This window comes from Barnesiella sp. An22 (assembly GCF_963931395.1).
GTDB classification, from domain to species: domain Bacteria; phylum Bacteroidota; class Bacteroidia; order Bacteroidales; family Barnesiellaceae; genus Barnesiella; species Barnesiella merdigallinarum.
This window is the reverse complement of record NZ_OZ007014.1, coordinates 3,197,287-3,218,782: the sequence shown is the minus strand read 5'-3', so window position 1 is coordinate 3,218,782 and position 21,496 is coordinate 3,197,287. Positions and strand designations below refer to the sequence as shown.

Genomic DNA, 21,496 nt, shown 5'->3' with positions numbered 1-21,496 from the left:
GATGTGTCGGTCGGGTTATTTGATTTTCATAATCTTACGTATCGTTTGGGGAATGTCGGTGTTGTCGCCCACGGTAGCAAATCGGGTGGCTTCGCAGCCGATGGCATAGAAGGGCACGAAGCCGCCGGTGTGCGAGGTGCTGCTCCAGGCTACCCCGATTTTTTTATCGAGCAGGGCGATGGCTTGAGCCACCAACGGCTCGGTTCGGGCATACAGCGTGACCTCCTGCTCCTTGCTTTTTTGAATGACGGTGCGGTAGTAGCACTGCATGAGTGCGGCCTCTTCGCCGGCGTTGACCGGAATCTTTGTCCACAAACCGGTATGGTCGGCCAAGACCTTTCGGGCTTTCTCCCAGCTATCTACCTGGCCGTTCTTTTTCAACGACCGGAACAGGTCGGAGAGCGACTCTTTGGAGAGAGTCTGGTAGTTGACATATTCCCAGTAGAAGGGTCGCATATTGGTTTCGCCCATCGTCAGGCCTCCGGTTTCGTGGTCGGCAGTGACGATGATGAGGGTCTCGTCGGGGTGCTTCTTGTAAAATTCGTAGGCGATTCGCACACTGCGGTCAAACTCGGCCGTCTCGAAGATGGCGGTCGCCAGGTCGTCGGGGTGCGAGGCGTGGTCGATGCTGGCCCCCTCGATCATCATGAAAAATCCCTTTTTCCCTTTTTCGCGATAGAGTTTGTCGATGCCGGCCTGTACCATAAATTCCAGACCCATCGCTTCGGGTTTCCGCTCGAGAGCGTAGGGCAGCCACGAGCGCGAGGCGGTATCGGTGTCGAGCAGGAGCATCTTGTCGGCCTCCCGGTTGGCGTTGTAGCCGTCGATACCCCGGCATATGGTGTAACCCTTCTGGCGGTAGTAGTCGTAGAGCGAGGGTTGCGAGGGTGCATACGGTTGCTTCAGGGCGCTGCCGGCCAGAAAATCGAACTGGCTGTCGGCCCCTTCCTTGCCGATGAGGTAGGCCTCTTTACGCATTTGCGAAGCATAGAAGGCTGCCGGAGTAGCGTCGTCGATTTGTCCGCTGGTTACGAGCCCTATGGCATACCCTTTGTCGCGCAACTGTTTGGCGATAGAGGTGAGCGGTTTTTTGTCGGGCGAGATGCCTACGTGGTCGATGTTTGTCTTGTGTCCCGTGGCCAGAGCCGTGGCGGCAGCAGCCGAGCAGGTGATGAGGCTGTTGTTGGCGTGGGTTCTGACGGCCGAGTGCACGGGAAAGTCGAGAAAGGCAATCGACTCGTTGCCGGCCTTGTAGTTGCCGTGTTCGTAGTAGAGTTGGGTAGCCAGCACGTGCGAGAAGCTCATGCCGTCGCCTATGCAGAAAAAGATGTATTTGGGTGTTTTGGCCGAGAGTGAGGTCGAGCAAAGAGCGACCACCAGGGCTACAATCCAGAGTTGAACGGTTTTTTTCATGGGGTAACGGTTGTTTATGACAGGTTATTGTATGGAACATTCGAGGGTTTTGGGGCGGGCCATCGATTCGGTATAGACGTTGCCGAATCGGTCGGTCACTCTGATTTCGACGGTCGAGGTGGCACTCGAGGCGGTTGCCTTGAACATGTGGGCCGTGGTGCAGGTGACAAAGTCGGCCGTAGGTGTAGAGCCCACGTTCAGCCGTTTGGCTTCGTAGGATATGATGTGCAGCGGGTCTTTCGTCACGACCCGGGTGACTTCCAGCGGTTTTCCGTCTTCATACATTTCGACACTCCACTGCGGGTCGTAATCCCACACGTTGACGAGTATCTCGTTGTTGCTGTTGGATTGGGCATATATGTCGCTGTAATCCTCCATTTTGGCTTCGGTCGAGTTGGGCGCGAACTTGGCCGCCGTGATATGGCACTGGTTGAGGTCGTAGCTGCGGAACTGTTTCGACTCCTCTTCGCCGATGCCCTTGTATCGCCATTTCACCAGGTTGCCGTCGACGGTGAAAATCTTGTAGCCACCGGGCGATCCGTCCTTGCAGATGTGGTTGCCGGCATATCCGTTCTTCCCGGTCCACCACCAGGTAGCGCATATGGCGGCTATGTTGTGCTCGATGAGGCGGTCGCTGGGGGTGATGGTGTAGTTGATATGGGTATGGCCGGTAATGACGTGGGCGTTGGTAAACTCCTTGAGATAGTTTACGAGGGTGGTCCCGCCGCTCATCGATATGCTGCTGACTTGCGGCAGCGAGGTGGGATTGGCGTAGAGTTGGGCGTGCATGGCGACGAATACCGGCCGGCTCTTGTCGGTAATCGTGGCCAGGTCGTTTTTGAGCCAGATGAGCTGGTTTTCGGTCAGCTTTTTGTTGTAGTTGCGTTTGCCCACGGTACCCTCGCTGGCTCCGGTGTTGATATACTGGATGTTGTCGAGTACGATGTAATGGACATTTCCCAGATTGAACGAGTAGTAGGTAGGGCCGATGATGTCCTTGAAGGCCTGTTCGGCCAGCCAGTCATCGGCACAATAGGGGTCGTTGTCGTGATTGCCCGTACTGTGGAATAGGGGAATATCTACCGACTGGATGGTCGACAGGTAGTTGGAGAGGTCGTAGTGGTTGTCGTACCAATAGAGGTCCCAGGTCATGTCGCCCAACGTGAGGCCATATACCTTCTTTCCCTCGCCCCGGTACTTTTCGATCGAGGCTTTCAGGTCGGGGAGGAATTTCCCGGAGAATTGGGAGAGGTCGTTGTTGCGGTTGGCCAGGTGCATGTCGGCCAGAGCCAGGAGCACATGGTTGGTATTGTCGGTCGCCGTGAGCTTGAAGTCGTGTTGCTCTACAGAGTCGTCGCTTTTCAGCCGGTAGAAGAATTGGGGCCGGTTGTTGGCCTTGATGTCGACTTCGTAGTTGCCCGGTACGGAGATGAATACAAAGCCGCTCTCTTTGTCCGATGCGATGTAGTACCGCCCGTTTTCGTCGGTGAGGGTCACTTGTCGGCCGTCCGATACGGCTACGTCGGGCAACGGTTTGTCGCCGCAATATACTACCCCCTTGAGGGTCATGCCTGCGATGTCGGGGATATTGAAATCGACCTTCTTGTCGACGATCAGTCTGGTCTCGCCCAGCAGGCAGGAGTCTGCCTCGCGTTTGAGCCATAGGCTGTAGGTCGACGATACGATATTCCGGGGCATGACGATTCCTGCCCGGTTGGCGGTAACGTCGACAAGCGGCAGCGTGAACCGCAGGGAGTCTGCCGCCGGGGCAGCCAGGGTAAGGCTGTCCGACTGCAGGAAGCCCTCGCCTTGCATGACTACCGTACTGTCGGGCCAGGTGTGTATCTCGGCCTCGATGGCAAAGTCTTTAATCTCTATGCCACTCTCGATTGTGTCGGTCGCGGGTGCGGCAATCTCGGGCATATCCTCTTTTTCGGTGCAGTTGTGGAACAGCAGCGGCAGACCGGCGAGGAGAACAATCGGGACAATGGGGTTGAAACGGAGTCTCATGGCAGTCGCTTATTGGGGCAGGGCGACGATGGCATTGACTACCTCGCGCTCGCCTTCGTGGTCGAACTTCTTGTTGTCGTAGGGGTGGTTGATGATGCCCGTGTGGTTGTTCCACAGCGTGGCCGAGCCGCCTCCATCGAGGTTAAGGGCGTCGGTCATGCCCAGTTGCTGGGCCAGGTACGAGAGTTCGTCGATAGACATGCCGGCGGCTTTCCCCTTGAACCGGCCGTCGACAACCACCATCATCACCTGATGATCTTTCGTGATGCCGATAAAGGCCCGCGGGTGACGTTTGTAGAAGCCCTGCGGCACGTCGGAGCTGAAGGAGTTGCCACCCTTGGCACCCTGGGTGTTGTTGGTCTCGAAGGTCGGAGCCATTTGCCGTACGCCGTCTTTCAACAGCAATGGCCCGGCGGTAAGTATGTTTTTGTATCTCTTTTTCAGTTTCTTGGCCGAGATGGAGTCGAAGGGGTGAATCTCGATTCGGTTGTGGTCGGTCGTGATGGCACCGGTGGTGCGGAAGGCATCGGCCTGCGTCGTTTCGCCATAGACCTTGCCCTCGAGTTGGACGAAAGTCGAGGGGAGCCCCGTCTTGACATTGAAGTACCCCCCGTTTACGGCCACTTCTGCACCGCTCTTGCGAGCCAGGTCGCTGGTCATGGCGATGTGCGGAGCCTGTACGATTCGGGTTTTGTATTTGCGGGCATCGTATTTGATGATGGCAATCTGTTGAGGCGAGTCGAACAGTTGCAGGTTGGCACTCAGACATACGGCTCCGTGAGCCAAAGTGTCGGTTTGCCATTGGGCATGAGCAATAGTCAGTGAGTCTTGTTGCGTTTGAGCCTTTCCGCCCAAGGCGAAAAGCAGCAGTAGCACGGTCGAGAAAATAAGCTTAATGTGTTTCATCGGTGTAAAGTAATAGTATGATTTCAGGGGATAAAAGTATAAAAACTTCTTAACAAAAAAGTTTCATCCGACCGCTAACGCAAGTATTCCGGCCGGAATTTATGAAAAATTAAGGAGCGTTTCGGCGCTGTTTCAACGGGCCGCACGGTCGGCTTCGGTGTGGTGGAACGTGAGCCGTTTGCCCCGGCTTGTACCTGTAGGTTTGCCCTCGGCAAATACCTCGTTTCCGTTGACAAAGGTACGTTCGATGGTAGCCGGGAAGGTGTGGCCTTCGAAGGGCGACCATCCGCACTTCGACAGGATGTTGTCGCGCGTGACGGTATAGGGCTTGTGCGGGTCGACCACCACGACATCGGCATAGTAGCCGGGACGCAGGTGGCCCCGGCGGTCGATGCGGTAGAGCAGGGCCGGTGCATGGCACATCTTCTCTACCACCAGTTCGAGGGGGAACTCGCCCCGTTGTGCCAACTCGAGCATCACTTGCAGCGAGTGCTGTACGAGGGGGCCTCCCGAGGCCGCTTTGAGGCACGACCCCTGCTTCTCGCTCCACAGGTGCGGAGCGTGGTCGGTCGCTACCACGTCGAGCTTGCCGCTGCGCAGGGCTTCGAGCAGGGCTTTGCGGTCGCCGCAGGTTTTGACGGCCGGGTTCCATTTGATGCGGTTGCCATATTGGGCGTAGTCGTTGTCGTCGAACCACAAGTGGTGCACACACACTTCGCCGGTGATGCGCTTTTGTGCCAGTGGTGCCGTGTCGAGCAGCGACATTTCGCGGGCGGTCGAGAGGTGCAGCAGGTGCAGCCGGGTGCCGTATTGCGAAGCCAGTTCGGCGGCACGCGACGACGAGGCATAGCAGGCTTCGGCACTGCGTATGAGCGGGTGGAAGAAGATGGGCAGGTCGTTGCCGAACCGCTCGGTATAATATTTTTTATTGGCCTGGATGATGCTCTCCTCTTCGCAGTGTACGGCAATGAGGGCCGGTATCTCGGCAAAGATGCGGCGCAGAGTCTGCTCGTTGTCGACGAGCATGTTGCCGGTCGATGAGCCCATGAAGATCTTGACTCCGCAAACCTGCGTGAAATCGGTCTGCCGGAGCACCTCGAAGTTGTCGTTGGTAGCTCCGATGTAGAACGAGTAGTTGGCCGGCGATACCTGGGCGGCCCGTTCGTATTTCCATTCGAGGGCCTCGAGGGTCGTAGTCTGGGGCAGGGTGTTGGGCATGTCCATAAACGAGGTGACGCCACCGGCCACGGCAGCCACCGACTCGGTAGCGATTTCGGCCTTGTGGGTGAGACCCGGTTCCCTGAAGTGTACCTGGTCGTCGATAGCTCCGGGCAAAACCCATTTCCCCGTGGCATCGACTATGCGTTGGGCGGTACAGGCCTCCGCTTCGGGCAGTTCGCCCCGGATAATCGATTCGATACATTCACCGTCGATGACAATCGAGCCCACGAATTGCTCGCCATCGTTTACTATTGTTCCGTTTTTGATAATTGTTTTGCCCATGGCCGATAGATGTTTAAGGCGGTTCCTTATCCCGGTGGGGTTACCGCTTGGGGTATTTGCGGAACCAACTGTCTATTTTCAGTTTGATGACACCGAACACAGCCTCGCCGAAGATGCTGCTGTTCATTTTGCTTTCGCCCAGTACCCGGTTGATAAATATGATAGGCACCTCTTTGATGGAGAATCCACATTTGTAGGTGGTGAACTTCATCTCGATCTGGAAGGCATAGCCTTTGAACCGAATCGAGTCGAGGCCGATGGTCTCGAGTACCCGGCGACGGTAGCAGACAAAACCGGCGGTGGTGTCGTGTATCTTCATGCCGGTGATGAAGCGCACATATTTCGAGGCGAAGTAAGACATCATGACCCGGCCCATCGGCCAGTTCACGACATTTACCCCCGTCACGTACCGCGAGCCGATGGCCATATCGGCGCCGCCCGTCTTGCAGGCTGCCAACAGTTTCATCAAGTCTTGCGGGTTGTGCGAAAAGTCGGCATCCATCTCGAAGATATATTCGTATTTGCGGGCGATAGCCCATTTGAATCCCGCAATGTAGGCTGTGCCCAATCCCTGTTTGCCGGCACGCTCCATCAGGTGCAGGGCTCCGGGGAATTGCTTTTGCAGCGACCGCACGATTTCGGCGGTCCCGTCGGGCGAATTGTCGTCGATTACGAGGATATGGAACTGGCGGGGCAGTTCGAATACGGCATGGATGATGGCAGCGATGTTCTCCTTCTCGTTGTAGGTAGGAATGAGAACAATATTCTCTGATCTCGAAGACGCAGTGTGGTCCATATAACTCTCTGGTTTGGGTGTTTATCACAACTCATGCAGGCAGCCCGTGAGCCTCGCCCGCATTTTATCCATACAAATATAGTGAAAGGTGAGAGCAGAGGCAAACAAAAACGAAGTTTTTCGGTTTGCCTGTGCCGAGCCGCCTCCTATATTCTGGAAATATAGTGAAAGGTGAGAGTCGGGGCTATGGTATGGCACAGGGTGAAAACCCTTATCGAGGAGCGATGCCGTGGCGTTCGAAAGCCTGTCGATCTTCGTCGTCGAAGGGGAGATACTTCACGGGTACAGGTATGTTGCGCTCGCCCAGATAGTATCGTTTGTCCAGGTGGAACGAGGGACTCACGAGCGAGAGACTGTCGATGCGATAGTCGGTCTCGATGCCGCCGATAGACAGCAAGGTGTGGAATACGACCCGTGAGTCGAAGGGCGTTTTGTGCTGCTCGCGAGCCTGTTGGGTGTCGAGTGGGAACTGGCTGACATATTGGGGCGAGAACCACAAGACAAACGGAATGTGCAACTGATAGTAGGTGGGGATGGGCGAGGCATGCAGAAAGCGGTCGCGGTCGTCGTCGAGCAAATCTTCGCCATGGTCCGATAGGTAGAGCAGGGCCGAGGTCTTCCCCGTGCGGTCGAGCCGTTCGATCAGCTGGTCGAGTAACCAGTCGGTTGCCACAATCGAGTTGTCGTAGGCATTGATCATGGCCTGCCTGTCTTTCCGGTTGATTTCGTTGATGTAGTCGGGCGTAAAGCTGCGGTTCTCGGCCGTATAGCGTTCGCAATAGTTGAAGTGAGAGCCGTAGGTATGCAGCACGATGAGTTGCTTGGTGGGGCCGCTTTGGAGCAGCGAGTCGACCACGGGCAACAGGACATTGTCGTAGAGGTGAGTCTTGTTTTTGGGAGCCAGCAGGTAGAGGGTGCAGTCGGCTTCGTCGGCAAAGAAATCGGTAAACGAGCCGTTTCGCAACTGATTCGAGATGAACGCCGTGCGGAATCCGGCCTGCTTGAAGGCCGTGATGAGACTCTTCTGCCGATAAATCTGGTTGAAGTCGAGAGCGTCGGCCGGACTGAGCATGAGAGGTACGCTCTTGTGGGTAGCGTTGATTTGGGTCAGCACGTCGTCGAAGTGGATGACGTCGTGTCGGGCACTGAGCCGTGGGGTCGTGTTGCGCTCGTAGCCATAGAGCCCCCAGTTGCCGGCACGGGCCGTTTCGCCGATGACGAATATATAGACCTCGGGCATTTGCGGGGCGCGCGACGACGAGGCCCGGTAGTCGAAGTCTCGGGAGGTACGGTGGTAGTTCTTGGCCGCCTTCCAGCTGCTCACGGCAAATCGGGCATTGTTGAAGGCGTTGATGGGGTAGAGATTGTCGAGTCGGGCCCGGTGTGGAGCTTGTCGGTGTGCCGGGGTATAGATGAGCAGTCCTGCTCCCAGCAGGAGCATGGCCAGCATGAAGGCCCGTTTTTGGAAAAGGGGCGTGAGCGAGTCGGACCGGCGTATGGAGTAGACGGCCAGAGCCAGAGCCGGCAGATAGAGGATGAATACCCCCACGACAGCCGGGGCCAGCTTGTCGAGCAGTTCGAAGGCCTCGCCGCTATTGGTGGTAAACATGTTGAGGAACATGTCGGAGGCGATGATGGAGTTGCCGAAAAGATAAAGCAATACCAGTTGGAATGCCCCGATGAAGTGGAGCGGGAACAGCGCCCAGAAGGTAATGCCCGGTTTGCGCGAGAGGTTCAGCAACAGCAGGTAGAGAGCCCCCGGTATAAGTATGTAGACCACCTTGAACAGGAACGGCAGATGCTCGGTGAAACAGAGAAACAGGTTGGGCACCAGCATCACGGCCAGGAATATCCAGAAGATGCGCCGTTGTGTGAATAGTCGATTAAAATGCTTCATTGATGTTGAATAAAAATCCCGATTGTCCTTTCTTGCCAAATCCGTAGTCGAGTCGCAGGTTGACCCGGTTCTTGAACTCCCAGCGGTAGCCTATCCCGTAGTTGGGCAGGGTATGCCCCCAGTCGAAGCGTGAGAACGAGGGGAACACGTTGCCGGCACCCACCCACACGGCTATGCCGTTGCGGTGCCAGATGTGCTGCCTCAGTTCCAGCTGGGTTTCGATGAGGCACTTGTCGCGGTAGCGCCCTTCGTAGTATCCCCGCATGCGGGTCGAGCCGCCCAGCGAGGCGAGCATGTTCCAGGGCACATCGCCGTAGTTGAATTCGCCGTGCAGGTCGAAGGCGATGATGGCTCCCTCCCACGCCCGTTGGTAGTAGTCGAAGATGAAGGCGGTGCGGGTGAAGGGATGCTTGTTGCCGAAGATTCGGGGGAAGAAGCGTTGCCGCACGTTGAAGTAGACCCCGCGGGCCGCGTTGGGAATAAAGTCGCGGCTGTCGTAGGTGAGGGCCAATCCCGCACTGGTGCTGATGACTTCGCGGGGTTCGCCGTTGAGCAGAGCCGGTTTGGTAAAGTCGGAACCTTTCACCCAGTTGAATCCGGTGGTGATACCGCCGTACAGGTTGTTACAGAGGCGGGCCAGCCAGTCGATGCGCACGATGGTTTCGAGCCGGTTGTAGCTGCTCTTGTTGTCGTTGTTGTTGCCGTTGTCGTAACCGATTCCCCAGAAGTCGCTGGGGAAGGTATAGAGGTAGAAGTCGTAGTCGATGCGGTATTTGTTTTCGGGGAATATGTTGTTGCCCTTGACCCCGATGAGCAGGAAGCCCGTGGTGGTGGCGTCGCCGTAGATCGATACGTTGGAGAGTTGTGTGAGCGAGTCGTGTCGCATGCGATAGGTGCCCGAAGCTACGATACCCAGTCCCAGCTTGGTCGTCGAGGAGTAGTGCGGGCCGCCGATAATGCCGAAGTCGAATTTTTTGTCGGGGCGCGGTTCGTTGGATTCGTTGAAGTATTTCAAGACCTTCTGAAACAGATTCAGTTTCTGGGGAGCCGGTTGTGCCAGCAGACTGTCGGTCGAAGCTATTACGGCAATACTGTCGCTCTCGGCCATATTCTGGGCCATGATGGGCGATTGGCAGCTCCAAGCAAGGCCGCCGAGGGCAAGTAACACATATCGTACAAATAGTTTCATATTCTGGTTTAGTTCGTTTTCTCTCACGAGTTGGGCTGCAAATGTATATTATCTGCGATAAACAGCCTAATCGCTTTTGGTTCAACCTGTTAAGTTTTGTATAAATTTTCTTTTTGAAAAGATTACCGATTCAGCAATGCAATTAGCCCGCAGGAGAGGCTTTTCTTGAGAATAACAAATTACGGTTCAGAAGGTTCTGTTGTTGACACTATTTATAAAAAAAGTCTTTTCATTCCTGTGAAGCGACAGGCCGGGGGTGCCGATATTTTTTGTATTTTTGTGACAATACTCGTACAATTAAGATGCTTCAACAGAAATACGAATTATTTGTTGCAACTCTCGAATTGTACTACTTTTGCTGGACGAAACAAAATCAAAAAAATATGAGCATATTGAAATCGGGAAAGCCGGTGGGATTGGCCTGCGACCACGCCGGATACGAACTGAAACAAGTAGTCATGCAGGAATTGGATGCAAAGGGTATCGCCTATAAGGATTTCGGGACTTATTCGACCGACAGTTGCGACTATCCCGACTTTGCCCACCCCCTGGCCTTGGCGGTGGAGCAGGGCGAGTGCTATCCCGGCATTGCCATCTGCGGCAGCGGCAACGGCATAAACATGACGTTGAACAAACATCAGGGCATTCGTGCTGCTTTGTGCTGGACCGAGGAGATTGCCTCTCTGGCCCGTCAGCACAACGATGCCAACGTGCTGGTGATGCCGGGTCGTTTTATCTCGGCCGAACTGGGTCGTCGTCTGGTCGACATCTTCCTGAATACCGACTTCGAAGGTGGTCGTCATCAACGCCGTATCGACAAGATACCCGTAAAATAAGAGCAGCGCAAGACCGTAGCGGCTCTACCACTCGACCACGACCGATACGTCGCGGATGTCGCCGGGGATGGGGGGCTTCTCCTTCGTCACAATCAGTTTGCCTCCCGTCACGGTGGGAAACTGGCGTGTGATGGCTGCGATGATACGGCCGGCTACATGTTCGAGCAGCCGTGAGGGACGAGCCATCTCGTCGGCAATCACGCGGCAGATTTCGGCATAGTTGATCGTGTCGGTCAGTTCGTCCGAGGTCAGAGCCCGGGAGAAGTCGGTATAGAGCGTAGCCTCTACGCGGAAGTAGTTGCCCGCCTTCTGTTCTTGCGGCAGTACGCCGTGGAAGGCGTAGAAGCGCATGGAGCCAATGTGTATCGCTGTTTTCATGTGAGAGGATTATCTACCGCAAAGGTAGTGAATATTATTTAAAGAACAGACTGTTGGAGCCGATGGGGCCGAGCCTCGTCGGCTCTTGCCGTATCAGGCTGTTCCGCTTTACCCCATGAGGCGCCCGACACGGGCCGACGACAGTTTGTAGTAGACGATGCCCACGAGGTCGGCGATGAACCACCCGATGGGTATCGACCACCAGATGCCCGTGACACCCACCGCGGGCAGGGAGGCCAGGATGTAGGAGAGGGCTACCCGGGTGCCCAGCGAAAGCACGGTGAGGATGACCGACATGCCCGGCATCCGTACCGACCGATAGTAGCCGTAGAGCAGGAAGAGGATGCCGATGAGGGCGTAGAAGGCCCCCTCGATGCGCAGGTATTGGGCCCCGATGCGCAGGATTTCCACCTCGTCGGGCTTGACGAAGATGAGCATGAGGGGCTCGGCAAAGAGGAAGATGAGCAACGATACGGCCAGGGAGAAGAGGCAGGTGATGAGCAGGGCCTGCCGGATGCCCCGGCGGATGCGCTGCCGTTTGCGGGCTCCGAAGTTTTGGGCCACGAAGGTCGAGAAGGCGTTGCCGAACTCCTGCACAGGCATGTAGGCAAAGGCATCTATCTTCACGGCGGCGGCAAAGGCGGCCATCACCACGGTGCCGAAACTGTTGACCAGCCCCTGCACCATCAGGATGCCCAGATTCATCACCGACTGCTGCACGCAGGTGAGGGTGGAAAACTCGGTAATCTCTTTCAGGGTGGCCCGGTCGAGGTAGATTTCGTTGCGCCGTATCTTCAGCTCGGGCCGTTTGCGGTAGGTGTAGATGACGATTCCCAGAGCGGCCGCTCCCTGGGCGATGACGGTAGCCGCAGCCGCCCCCTCGATGCCCCAGTCGAGGGAGAGGATAAAGAAGAGGTCGAGCCCGATGTTGAGCACCACCGAGAGCGAGAGGAACCACAGCGGGGTGACCGAGTCGCCCACAGCCCTCAGCAGGGCGGCGTAGAAGTTGTAGATAAAGGTAAAGAGGATTCCCCAGAAGATAATCCACAGGTAGTCGCGCATGAGGGGGTAGACCTCGGCCGGTACCTGCAGAAACCGCAAGATGGGGTCGAGGGCCAGGAAGGCAGCCACATTGAGCACCACCGTGATGGCGAGTATCAGAACAAACGACACCCAGGTGCTGTGCCGCAGGGCCGACAGGCTGCCTCGCCCGTATTGCTGCGAGAATACGGTACTGCTGCCCAGCGACAACCCCAGCAGGATGGAGCAGAGGAAGACCATGAGCGTGTAGGCCGACCCGACGGCCGCCAGAGCCTCGGGGCCGACAAACTGCCCCACGATGAGGGTGTCGGCTATGTTGTAGCACTGCTGCAACAGGGCTCCCGCCATCATGGGGAGGGTAAACCGGAGCAGGGTGCCGGTAATGCCTCCTTGGGTAAGGTTCAGGTGCTGGTGTGACATACGCGGGCAATCAAGTGGTGCAAAGGTATAAAGAATAGCGCAGAGCTGTTTCGCCTGTCGGTGGAAATCCTTCGGTCTCGCTTGGTACCGCGACTTCGGAGGGGATCCTTCGTGTCGGGCCGACGCAAATATTATTACCTCATTTTTAGAATGATTATCAAACCCGGAGGATATATTTCGGGAGATTCTTTCTATTTTTGCACGAGATATAAAGACAGACTCTAACCTCGGCAAGCGTAACTCAATCGGTTTGCGTAGCCCGTGTGAACATAAAAACGAGACATAGATATGGCAAAGGATAATACTTTCTCGGGAATGGCGCACAATGCGCTTACGGCAGAGACTACGGTCGTAGGCAAGATTGTTTCGCAGAAGGACATTCGCATAGACGGCACGCTCGAAGGGCGGCTGGAGTGTCAGGGTAAAGTGGTAATCGGCGAAACCGGTCAGGTAATCGGCGACATCGTGGCCGTGAATGCCGAGGTCGTGGGCCGTGTCACAGGCAATGTGATGGTGGCCGAGATGCTGGTCTTGAAGGCCACTTCGTCGCTCGAGGGCGATGTGCAGGCCCGGCGCCTGGCCATAGAGCCGGGGGCGGTGCTGAACGGCAAGTGCACCATGCAGCCGCCGCTCGACGAGGGTGGCGAGGCTTGAGTCGCGGTGGCGGCCGGGGGCTGTGGGCTGTGGGCTTGAGAGCCGCGAGGTGAAGAGCCGGTCTGTAGGAGTAAGAATATGGAAAAGCAAGTAATACCCGTTTTGGAAATGAGTTGCGCCGTGTGCGCCGCTACGGTCGAGAAGACCGTGAGAGAGATGCCGGGGGTGGCCGAGGCTACGGTCAATTTCGCGGCCAACACCTTGCAGGTGGTTTACGATCCCAAGAAAATTTCGTTGAAAGAGATGCAGGCTGCCGTGCAGGCGGCGGGTTACGACCTGGTCATTTCGGATAATGCCGAGGCCGATGCCGCCGATGCCGAGCACCGGCACTATGTCGATATGAAACGCCGCACGTTGGGGGCCTGGCTCTTCGGTGTGCCGGTCATGGTGCTGTCGATGCTGTTTCACGAACCGTCGACGATATGGGTGTGGATATTGATGCTCCTCACCCTGCCGGTCCTCTATCTGGGCAGGTCGTTCTACATCTCGGGCTGGAAGGCTGCCCGACAGGGGCGGGCCAACATGGACACGTTGGTCATGCTCAGTACCTCGGTATCGTTTCTCTTCAGCCTGTTCAGTACGATTTATCCCCAATTCTGGGTGTCGCTGGGGCTGGTGCCTCACGTCTACTACGAGGCGGTGGCGATGATTATCGCCTTTGTGCTCACGGGCAAGTTGCTCGAGGCTCGGGCCAAGCAGAGCACTTCGGCCTCGATTCGGTCGCTCATGGGGCTGCAGCCCAAGACGGCCCGGCTGGTCGACGAGAACGGCGAGGAGCGCGATGTGCCCATCGGCATGCTGCGCCCCGGCAATCGGGTGAGTGTGCGCCCCGGCGAGAAGATTCCCGTCGATGGCGTGCTGCTCGAGGGGTCGTCGTATGTCGACGAGAGCATGATCAGCGGCGAGTCGGAGGCGGTGGCCAAGCAGCCCGGCGACCGGGTGCTGGCCGGTACCCTCAACCAGCGGGGGGCTTTCGTGCTGGATGTGCAGGCCTCGGGTGCCGATACGGTGCTGTCGCGCATGGTGCGCATGGTGCGTGAGGCGCAGGGTAGCAAGGCTCCCGTGCAGGGCATTGTCGACAAGGTGGCGGCTATCTTCGTGCCGGTGGTTATCGGCATCTCGATAGTGACCTTTGTCGTCTGGATTGCCGTGGCCGGTTGGGGCATGTTCCCCTATGCCCTGTTGAGTGCCGTCTCGGTACTGGTGATTGCCTGTCCGTGTGCCCTCGGCCTGGCTACTCCCACCGCTTTGACGGTGGGGATAGGCAAGGGGGCGCAACAACATATCCTTATTAAAGATGCCTTTGCCCTCGAAAACATGTGCCGGGTAAATGCCGTGGTGCTCGACAAGACGGGGACCCTCACCGAGGGGGCTCCCCAGGTGGTGGGCGAGAAGCTCTACCCCGATTTCGACCGCTACGCCCCGGTATTGCTGGCCGCCGAAATGAAGTCGGAGCACCCGTTGGCCCTGTCGCTGGCCGAGAACCTGCGACAGCGCGGATACAAGCCGGCCGAGCAGGTAGCCGACTTCGAAAGCCTTACGGGGCGCGGTGTGGTCTGCACCTGCGAGGGTATCCCCTTCTGGGCAGGCAACCAGGCCCTGGCCGAAGAGCGGCTGAAGGGGGTGGAGTTGCCCGAAGGGTATACCATCTACTTCGGGAACGACCGGGAGTTGCTGGCTGCCTTTGAGGTGAAAGATGCCTTGAAAGCGACTTCGCGCGAGGCGGTGGAGCAGTTGAAACGGTGCGGTATCGAGGTCTACATGCTCACCGGCGACAAGGAGTCGACCGCGGCCGAGGTGGCCCGGGCGGCTGGTATCGAGCACTATCGGTGGGGCGTGCTGCCCGACGACAAGGAGCGTTTCGTGGCCGAGTTGCAAAAGGCCGGCAAGTGCGTGGCCATGGTGGGCGACGGTATCAACGACTCGCAGGCTCTGGCTCGTGCCGATGTGAGCGTGGCTATGGGCAAGGGTACCGATGTGGCCATGGATGTGGCCATGGTGACCTTGATGAACTCCGACCTGTTGCTGTTGCCGCGGGCTGTGACTCTGTCGCGCAAGACGGTGCGCATCATTCGCGAGAACCTCTTCTGGGCCTTCGGCTACAACGTGGTGTGTATCCCGGTAGCTGCCGGGGTGCTCTATCCCATAGGAATATTGCTCACCCCCATGTGGGCGAGTGCGGCGATGGCCTTCAGTTCGGTGTCGGTTATCCTCAACAGCTTGCGATTGCGATAAGAAATAGATGTTTAATCTCAAAAAGATAGAATCATGATACAGGTAAAGACTTCGGCCAAATGTGCCGGTTGTGTAGCCAAGATTGGCGAAAAGTTGAATCAGTTTCTGACTCCCGAGCAGTGGAGCCTCGATTTGTCGAATCCCGATAAATTGCTGACCGTCAATGCCGACGTGCCGGCCGAGCGGGTAGTCGAGGCCGTGCGTGCCGCCGGTTTCAAAGCCGAGTTACGCTAAGGGCGTGGCGCAGATCATCACCCACTCGGGGTGGGTGCGGTACCACAGCCGGTAACCGCGTCGCGCCGGTGTGCGGCTCTCGGTGGCGGTAAATATCCCCTCCTTTTCGATAGTGTCGGGCGGGGTGAGGTGCAGGTGTTCGCGAAAGTCGATTTCGGTTTCGGGTATCGCCTTGAACAGCGCCTCCTTGGCCGACCAGCACAGGTGCAGCCACACGGTGTGCGTCTGGGCCGGGTCGGCGTGTGCCTGCAGTTCGGCATCGCCGAATACGCGTGTGGCCACGCGCTCTACCTGCACGCCTGTCCGCTCGATGTCTATCCCCACCGGCAGGGTGGGGTGCCACGCCACGGCCACCCATTGGCGGGTGTGCGAGATGGAGAGGTGCCCCGGGCGTCCCGGCAGATAGGGTTGCCCTTCTTCCGTATGGGCCACGAGGGCTCCGCGGGTAGCCTCCATGTGCTCGAGCAGCAGACGGGTGGCCGCCTGTTCGCAGAATCGTTTGGACGATAGTCCCTCTCCCGTCAGTCGCAGACGCTCCTCTTCGGGCAGAAGAGCTGCCAGTTCCGGCTCCGTTTCGGTGAGGTGCCACAAGGCAACGGTGGCTCCGGTGGGGGTCGATATGTAGTCGTAGAGCGGCATGGCTATCGGGCAGGGGTTTCTATGCTTTCGATGAGGTGGGCGATGTGGTCGGAGAGGTATCCGACGACGGGCGCGATGGAGTCGCTTTTACCCGGTTCGTCGAAGTAGACCGAGCCTCGCAGCAGGTACCGCACGCTGTCGGTCGCGATAAATTGCAGCGGCGTGGCGCTCTCGGCCGAGAGGTCGTAGAGGGTGGCGTAGATGTGCAGACTGTCGTTCTCGTAGGTACCGGCCTGTACGGCTTCGGGGCGGATGCTCTGGCGGTAGACCAGTTCGCGGCTTTCGTCGAGCAGTCGGTCCAGATTGCCCCGCAAGGGGTGGTAGCTGCAATAGAGGGTAGCCCGGTAGCGGGGGAACCGGATGTTGAGCCACTGTACCCCACCGTGATGGCGGGTCGTATCATGGTCGAGCGTCTCGACCGTCCCCTCGGGGACCTCGAACGAGAGGGCTGGCTCCAGCAGCGTGGTGCGCCGGTAGCTATCGGGATAGGGGTCGATACGGAAGTAGCCGTCGGGTTTGGGAGTATACTGGCGGCGGCATGAGTAGCCGGCCGATCCGGCCACGAGACAGAGCAGCGCGTAGAGAGCCAGTCGATAGGGTCGTATGCGAAGGGTCGGCTTCATGGGGTCGCAGGGGTTATTCTTCGGTTTTGGCAGGGTCGATTTTTACCTTCACCTTGCCGATGCGTCGTTTGTCGAGCTCGAGTACCAGGAAGCTGCAACGGCCGTAGTCGATTTGCTCCTTCACCTTGGGGAAATCCTCCTTGATGTCGAGAATCAGCCCGGCCAGGGTTTCGGCGTCCTCGGCCTTGTCGCCGAACTCGCTCTCGTCGAGTCCCGTGATTTTGTAGAAGTCGTTCAGCAGGGTTTTCCCCTCGAAGATGTAGGTGTTGTCGTCGAGCTTGACGTAGTTCTTCTCCTCCTCGTCGTACTCGTCGCTAATGTCGCCCACAATCTCTTCGAGAATATCTTCCATCGTGACGATACCCGATGTGCCGCCGAATTCGTCGACGACGATGGCCATGTGGATTTTTTTCGTGCGGAACTCCTCCAGCAGGTCGTCGATCATCTTGGTCTCGGGCACGAAGTAGGCCCGGCGCATGAGCTTGCGCCAGTTGAACGAGGCATCCTGCCCGATGTAGGGCAAGAGGTCCTTGCTGTATATGATGCCCTTGATGTCGTCTTCGGTGGTGTCGTAGACGGGCAGCCGCGAGTAGCCGGTCTCGATGACGAGGTCGAGCAGCTCCTTGAAGTCGGTACGTATCTCTACGTCGGTAATGTCGACGCGGGCCGTCATCACCTCCTGCACGGTTTTGCCGCCGAATTTGATGATGCCCTCGAGCATCTCCTTCTCGTCATTCGCCTCGACCTGAGTCATCTCGAGAGCCTGCGAGAGTTCGTTCATCGAGATGTTGGCACTCTTCTTCACCATGTGCTTGTTGACGATGTGGGTCGTGTTGACCAGCAAGTTGGCCAGCGGAGAGAAAATCTTCTCCAGTACCGACAGCCCCCGGCAACTGCGTCGCACCCAGTTGACCGGCTTCTGATTGGCATAGAACTTGGGCATCACCTCGCCGAAGAGCAGCAGCAGGAAGGTGAGCAGAATCGTCTGGAAGATGAAATCCAGTACGTCGCTGTGGAAATGAAGAATATCTGAAAAGAAGAAGTTGCAGAGAATAACGATGGCCACATTGACCAGGTTGTTTGAGATAAGTATCGTAGCCAGCAGATACTCGGGACGGGAAAGCAGCTTTTTGACCAGGGCGTTGGTCGTAGACTCGTCGTTGTCAAACTCGTGAAGCTCTTCGGACGAGAGCGAGAAGTAGGCTATTTCGGAAGCTGAAACAAAAGCAGAGACACACAATAACAATCCTGCCAGGATGATAGCCAGAATGGCACCGCCCGAAGGGGAGGTCACTTCGATGGCAGAGAAAACCGATAAATACGAATCTGGGTCCAAGAAAAATGAGTATTAGTTAAACAATAGGCTTGCCTCTCCCGATGCCGGGTTGGCAACTCCTCGTGCCGGTTCAGACCGGCACGAGGAGCGTAGCCCGTTAATTGCCTGCAAAATTACAACAATCTATCAGAACGGCAAATCGTCGTCGGCACTATTTCCGCCAAGCGGTGCATTTCCCGGGTTGGCCGGAGCCTGGTAGCTTTGCGGTTGAGCCTGAGGCTGTGCGGCCGGAGTCGGTGCTGCGGTTGCCTGGCTGTCGCGACGGCCCAGCAGCTCCATGTTGTCGACATAGATTTCGGTGGTGTAGCGGCGAATCTTGTTCTGGTCTTCCCACGAGCGGGTACGAATCTTTCCCTCGATATAGAGTTGAGTGCCTTTGCGCACATACTTCTCGGCCACTTCGGCCAGGCCGCGCCAGGCCACGATGTTGTGCCACTCGGTTTTATCGGGTATCTGCACCCCGCTTTGGGTGGTATATCCGCGTTCGGTGGTTGCCAGGGTGAAGTTGGCCACGCACACGTTGTTTTCGATGTATCGCACGTCGGGGTCTTTCCCCACGTTACCTATCAGAATGACTTTGTTTACAGACATATTGTTGAGTTGTTGGTGGTATAATCTTTTTCAAAAATAGAGCGTTCACTTGAACTTTATGCCGAACCGCATCCTATCTTCGTGTAACAAAGATAGAGAAAAAAGCGAGCCGATGCAAGTGGCGCTTGAGTTTTCGTGCAGGAGCAATCGACAAAAAAGGACTCCCTTGATTTCAAGGAAGTCCCTCATGTAAAAAAATACAGGAATGTGTCGTTTTTAACGACGGAACGGTTCTTGTTTTGTGATGGAGATCCTCTCTGTCTTGATGTGCGTGTAAAGGCTGCTCGAGCCCCCTTGCGCTCTCACGGCTGCTTTCTGGACTTGAATTTCGATATTCCTATATCGGGCATTCGCCCGAAAACAAGCCGCATGATGTTTCATGCCTTTACAAAGAGTATTCCTGTATTTATGTCCCCTTTTTTAGTTTTGTACTTTTGTTTTTTTGAACCGTGTAACCATACAAAATACAACTCAAAGATAGGACGATAAAAGCAGCCCGGCAACTGTGCGGTAGGTGGCTTTTGAGATAAGAGGCCCGATTGTTGGATAAGAGGTGAAAAATCGGGATTAACAGGTTTGTTTTTAAAAATGGTAAACGTGTCGGAAAAAAGTAGTACCTTTGTTTCTTGCAAAATGGTTGATGCTCGATATTGTCAAAGGGGGGCCCTTTCTACTCTCGTGGATGTGGTAAAATGCTGTCTCCGATTAGGCATAGCCCGCGAATGATTTATACCTTTTGAGCCTTGACTGTTGTTTATAGAATAAGTGATTGACCCATGAAAATAATACAGTTTTGGCGATTGGCCCCTTGGTTTTTGTGCGGGATATTGGTGGGTAGTGGCTGTACCTCTCGACAGTCCGAGACCGTATCGCTCGATGCCATTAACCAGACGATAGCCGATTCGCTGAAGAGACACAATATTTCGTTTGTCGTTCAGGCCATCAACCAGGGAAAACGCGAGGCGCGCGACAGCGACGAGTATTATAACTTTGTGACACAGGATATTGTACGCCATTTCTATACGGGGCGTCCCGACTCGGTATTGCTCAATACCGACAGCGTGCTGCACTATTTGTCGGGGAAACCCTTTTCGGACTTCCGTAACCGATTGATGGTCAAATGTATGCAGGCCAAGGGTATCTATTACACCCAGTTTGTGTTCAATGCCGACTCGATGCTCTTCTATCAGAAAGAGGCCTGTCGCTATGCCGAGCAGGGTGATGAGGAGTCGGAGAAGCTGTTGTGCTATGCCAACTTGGCCGATGCCTACAAGTTTGGAGGCGATTTGTCGATGAGTGCCATGACCTACCGGCAAGCCATTGCTCTGGCCGACTCCATTCAGGCCGATACGGCCAGCTATATTCCGCTGTACAGTGGTTTGGCTGCGACCTATACGACCCTGCGCGATTTTGAGCAAAGTCGAATCTGGTGGGAGAAGTGCGGCCGGTTGTGGCCCCTGATGACGGTTTACGACCGGTTCAACTACTTGAACAGCCTGGGTAACGACTATTTCTATCAAAAGGATTATCCGCAGGCGCTGGAGACCTTTTTGCGGCTCGATACTTTTCTGCTCGACTATCCCGATATGGAGTGGGAGCGCCACTTCTGTCAAGCCAACCTGTCGGACATCTACCTGAAGCTGCATCAGCCCGAGCAGGCTCGCCCGCTCATTGCCGAGAATCTGGCGTTTTTCGGGGCAAGCGGACACAACGAGATGGTGATGTCGCACCTGCGCACCCAGCAGATGGAACTGGCTTTGCAGGACGGCGATTTCGCCCTGGCCGACGAGCTGGTGGCCCGATACCCTTATCGGGACGAACTGCGGTCGGAGCAGGGATTGCTGCGGCTCGATTTCCTGCGGCGGTTTTCAGAGGCCCGGCACGATTGGAAGCGGGCATTCGAATACAGTCAGACCTATACCTCCCTCTCCGATTCGCTGCGCAGCGAGCGGGTGCGCATGAAGATAGCCGAGAACCGCATGCGCTACGAGCGCGATGCCACCATCCTGAATCAATACCTGGTCATCAGCGACAAGGAGGCCGAACTGATGCGCACCTATGCCCTGCTGGGCGGGGTGACGGTCGTTGTGCTGGTGTTGCTTCTCTTCTATGTCTACCGGCGCAAGCGGGTGAAACAGCGGGAGGAGCAGATGATGCGACGCATCGTGACCATGAAGATGGAGAATGCCCGCAACCGCATCACGCCGCACTTCATCTACAATGCTCTCAACCACGAGTTGCTGGCCCGGCAGGAGGGGCGCCCTTCGTCGCTGGGGGTCCTGGTCGACATGCTCCGCCAGGGGCAGTCGCTGGCGAGTGCCTTCATCACGACGCTGCGCGAGGAGCTCGATTTTATCAACCTCTATGTAGCTGTCGAGGGCGAGTCGCTGGGCGAAAATTTTGATTATCAGGTAAAGGTAGCCGATGGAATTGCGCTGGATGCCGTGCAGTTGCCCTCGATGATGGTGCAGATTTTCGTGGAGAATGCCATTAAGCACGGCTTGAAGAAACTGCCCCACGATGCCGCCAAACGGTTGACGGTACAGGTCGACCGCCACGACGGAGCCATCCGCATCGAGGTGCTCAACAACGGGCCGTTGCCCGTCGTGCAGCGTAGCGGCGACAAGGTCCAAGTGGGCTTGCGGGTCGTTGCCCAGATTATTCAGTTGCTCAACACCCGCAACAAGCGGCCGATGAGTTTTGAGTTGAGCGGCTGTCACACTCCCGAGGGTGAAGAGGGGTGTCGAGCCCAGCTGATTATCCCCGACGGCTATAACTTCGATATAAACGATTGA

At 56.5% G+C, this 21,496-nt stretch carries 18 protein-coding genes; 5 read left to right on the top strand and 13 right to left on the bottom strand.

Going from position 1 to position 21,496, the window contains the following annotated elements; all coding sequences use genetic code 11:
* Window positions 1-15 precede the first annotated feature (15 nt).
* From ABGT88_RS13430 to ABGT88_RS13400, 7 genes are all read right to left on the bottom strand, one after another.
* Window positions 16-1,413: an alkaline phosphatase gene (locus tag ABGT88_RS13430; protein ID WP_346702617.1), complete on the bottom strand. Its 1,398-nt coding sequence runs from the start codon at window positions 1,411-1,413 to the stop codon at window positions 16-18.
* 24 nt (window positions 1,414-1,437) lie between these two features.
* Window positions 1,438-3,423 (bottom strand): calcineurin-like phosphoesterase family protein, encoded by a 1,986-nt coding sequence (locus tag ABGT88_RS13425; RefSeq protein ID WP_346702615.1) that lies wholly within the window; start codon window positions 3,421-3,423, stop codon window positions 1,438-1,440.
* Window positions 3,424-3,432: 9 nt separating this feature from the next.
* The gene (locus ABGT88_RS13420; protein WP_346702613.1) at window positions 3,433-4,329 is read right to left on the bottom strand and encodes a phosphodiester glycosidase family protein; all 897 of its coding nucleotides are present in this window, start codon (window positions 4,327-4,329) and stop codon (window positions 3,433-3,435) included.
* Window positions 4,330-4,461: 132 nt separating this feature from the next.
* On the bottom strand, window positions 4,462-5,832 hold the full coding sequence (locus tag ABGT88_RS13415) for a dihydroorotase (RefSeq protein WP_346702611.1): 1,371 nt from the start codon (window positions 5,830-5,832) through the stop codon (window positions 4,462-4,464).
* Between the two features lie 40 nt (window positions 5,833-5,872).
* Window positions 5,873-6,628: a polyprenol monophosphomannose synthase gene (locus ABGT88_RS13410; protein WP_258326709.1), complete on the bottom strand. Its 756-nt coding sequence runs from the start codon at window positions 6,626-6,628 to the stop codon at window positions 5,873-5,875.
* Between the two features lie 211 nt (window positions 6,629-6,839).
* Window positions 6,840-8,525 carry a sulfatase-like hydrolase/transferase gene (locus ABGT88_RS13405; protein ID WP_346702609.1) on the bottom strand — a complete coding sequence of 562 codons (1,686 nt, stop codon included), beginning with the start codon at window positions 8,523-8,525 and terminating at the stop codon, window positions 6,840-6,842.
* Entirely contained in the window at window positions 8,512-9,714 is a 1,203-nt protein-coding gene (locus tag ABGT88_RS13400; protein ID WP_087409275.1) for a BamA/TamA family outer membrane protein, read from the bottom strand. Before ABGT88_RS13400 ends, ABGT88_RS13405 begins: the two co-directional genes overlap by 14 nt.
* Window positions 9,715-10,097: 383 nt before the next feature.
* On the opposite strand from ABGT88_RS13400, the gene rpiB reads away from it, so the two are divergent.
* Window positions 10,098-10,550 carry a ribose 5-phosphate isomerase B gene (gene rpiB / locus ABGT88_RS13395; protein ID WP_087409276.1) on the top strand — a complete coding sequence of 151 codons (453 nt, stop codon included), beginning with the start codon at window positions 10,098-10,100 and terminating at the stop codon, window positions 10,548-10,550.
* 24 nt (window positions 10,551-10,574) lie between these two features.
* On the opposite strand, the gene folB is transcribed toward rpiB, so the two are convergent.
* Both folB and ABGT88_RS13385 read right to left on the bottom strand, forming a co-directional pair.
* Window positions 10,575-10,928 carry a dihydroneopterin aldolase gene (gene folB, locus ABGT88_RS13390; RefSeq protein ID WP_300131384.1) on the bottom strand — a complete coding sequence of 118 codons (354 nt, stop codon included), beginning with the start codon at window positions 10,926-10,928 and terminating at the stop codon, window positions 10,575-10,577.
* Window positions 10,929-11,036: 108 nt separating this feature from the next.
* Window positions 11,037-12,389 (bottom strand): MATE family efflux transporter, encoded by a 1,353-nt coding sequence (locus ABGT88_RS13385; RefSeq protein ID WP_258326704.1) that lies wholly within the window; start codon window positions 12,387-12,389, stop codon window positions 11,037-11,039.
* A gap of 288 nt (window positions 12,390-12,677) precedes the next feature.
* On the opposite strand from ABGT88_RS13385, the gene ABGT88_RS13380 reads away from it, so the two are divergent.
* From ABGT88_RS13380 to ABGT88_RS13370, 3 genes are all read left to right on the top strand, one after another.
* Window positions 12,678-13,043, top strand: a complete 366-nt coding sequence (locus ABGT88_RS13380; protein ID WP_087409279.1) for a polymer-forming cytoskeletal protein — start codon at window positions 12,678-12,680, stop codon at window positions 13,041-13,043.
* 78 nt (window positions 13,044-13,121) lie between these two features.
* Complete coding sequence (locus tag ABGT88_RS13375) at window positions 13,122-15,278, top strand: cation-translocating P-type ATPase (RefSeq protein WP_258326703.1); 2,157 nt, start codon at window positions 13,122-13,124, stop codon at window positions 15,276-15,278.
* Between the two features lie 33 nt (window positions 15,279-15,311).
* Complete coding sequence (locus tag ABGT88_RS13370) at window positions 15,312-15,512, top strand: heavy metal-associated domain-containing protein (protein WP_087409281.1); 201 nt, start codon at window positions 15,312-15,314, stop codon at window positions 15,510-15,512.
* On the opposite strand, the gene ABGT88_RS13365 is transcribed toward ABGT88_RS13370, so the two are convergent.
* From ABGT88_RS13365 to ssb, 4 genes are all read right to left on the bottom strand, one after another.
* Window positions 15,504-16,151: a 4'-phosphopantetheinyl transferase superfamily protein gene (locus tag ABGT88_RS13365; RefSeq protein WP_258326702.1), complete on the bottom strand. Its 648-nt coding sequence runs from the start codon at window positions 16,149-16,151 to the stop codon at window positions 15,504-15,506. The two genes, ABGT88_RS13370 and ABGT88_RS13365, sit on opposite strands and share 9 nt — an antisense overlap.
* 2 nt (window positions 16,152-16,153) lie before the next feature.
* Entirely contained in the window at window positions 16,154-16,774 is a 621-nt protein-coding gene (locus tag ABGT88_RS13360; protein ID WP_258326701.1) for a hypothetical protein, read from the bottom strand.
* 13 nt (window positions 16,775-16,787) lie between these two features.
* Window positions 16,788-18,110: a gliding motility-associated protein GldE gene (gene gldE, locus ABGT88_RS13355; RefSeq protein WP_087409284.1), complete on the bottom strand. Its 1,323-nt coding sequence runs from the start codon at window positions 18,108-18,110 to the stop codon at window positions 16,788-16,790.
* 126 nt (window positions 18,111-18,236) lie between these two features.
* Window positions 18,237-18,701 (bottom strand): single-stranded DNA-binding protein, encoded by a 465-nt coding sequence (gene ssb / locus ABGT88_RS13350; protein ID WP_346702603.1) that lies wholly within the window; start codon window positions 18,699-18,701, stop codon window positions 18,237-18,239.
* Window positions 18,702-19,477: 776 nt separating this feature from the next.
* On the opposite strand from ssb, the gene ABGT88_RS13345 reads away from it, so the two are divergent.
* The gene (locus ABGT88_RS13345) at window positions 19,478-21,496 is read left to right on the top strand and encodes a histidine kinase (protein ID WP_346702601.1); all 2,019 of its coding nucleotides are present in this window, start codon (window positions 19,478-19,480) and stop codon (window positions 21,494-21,496) included.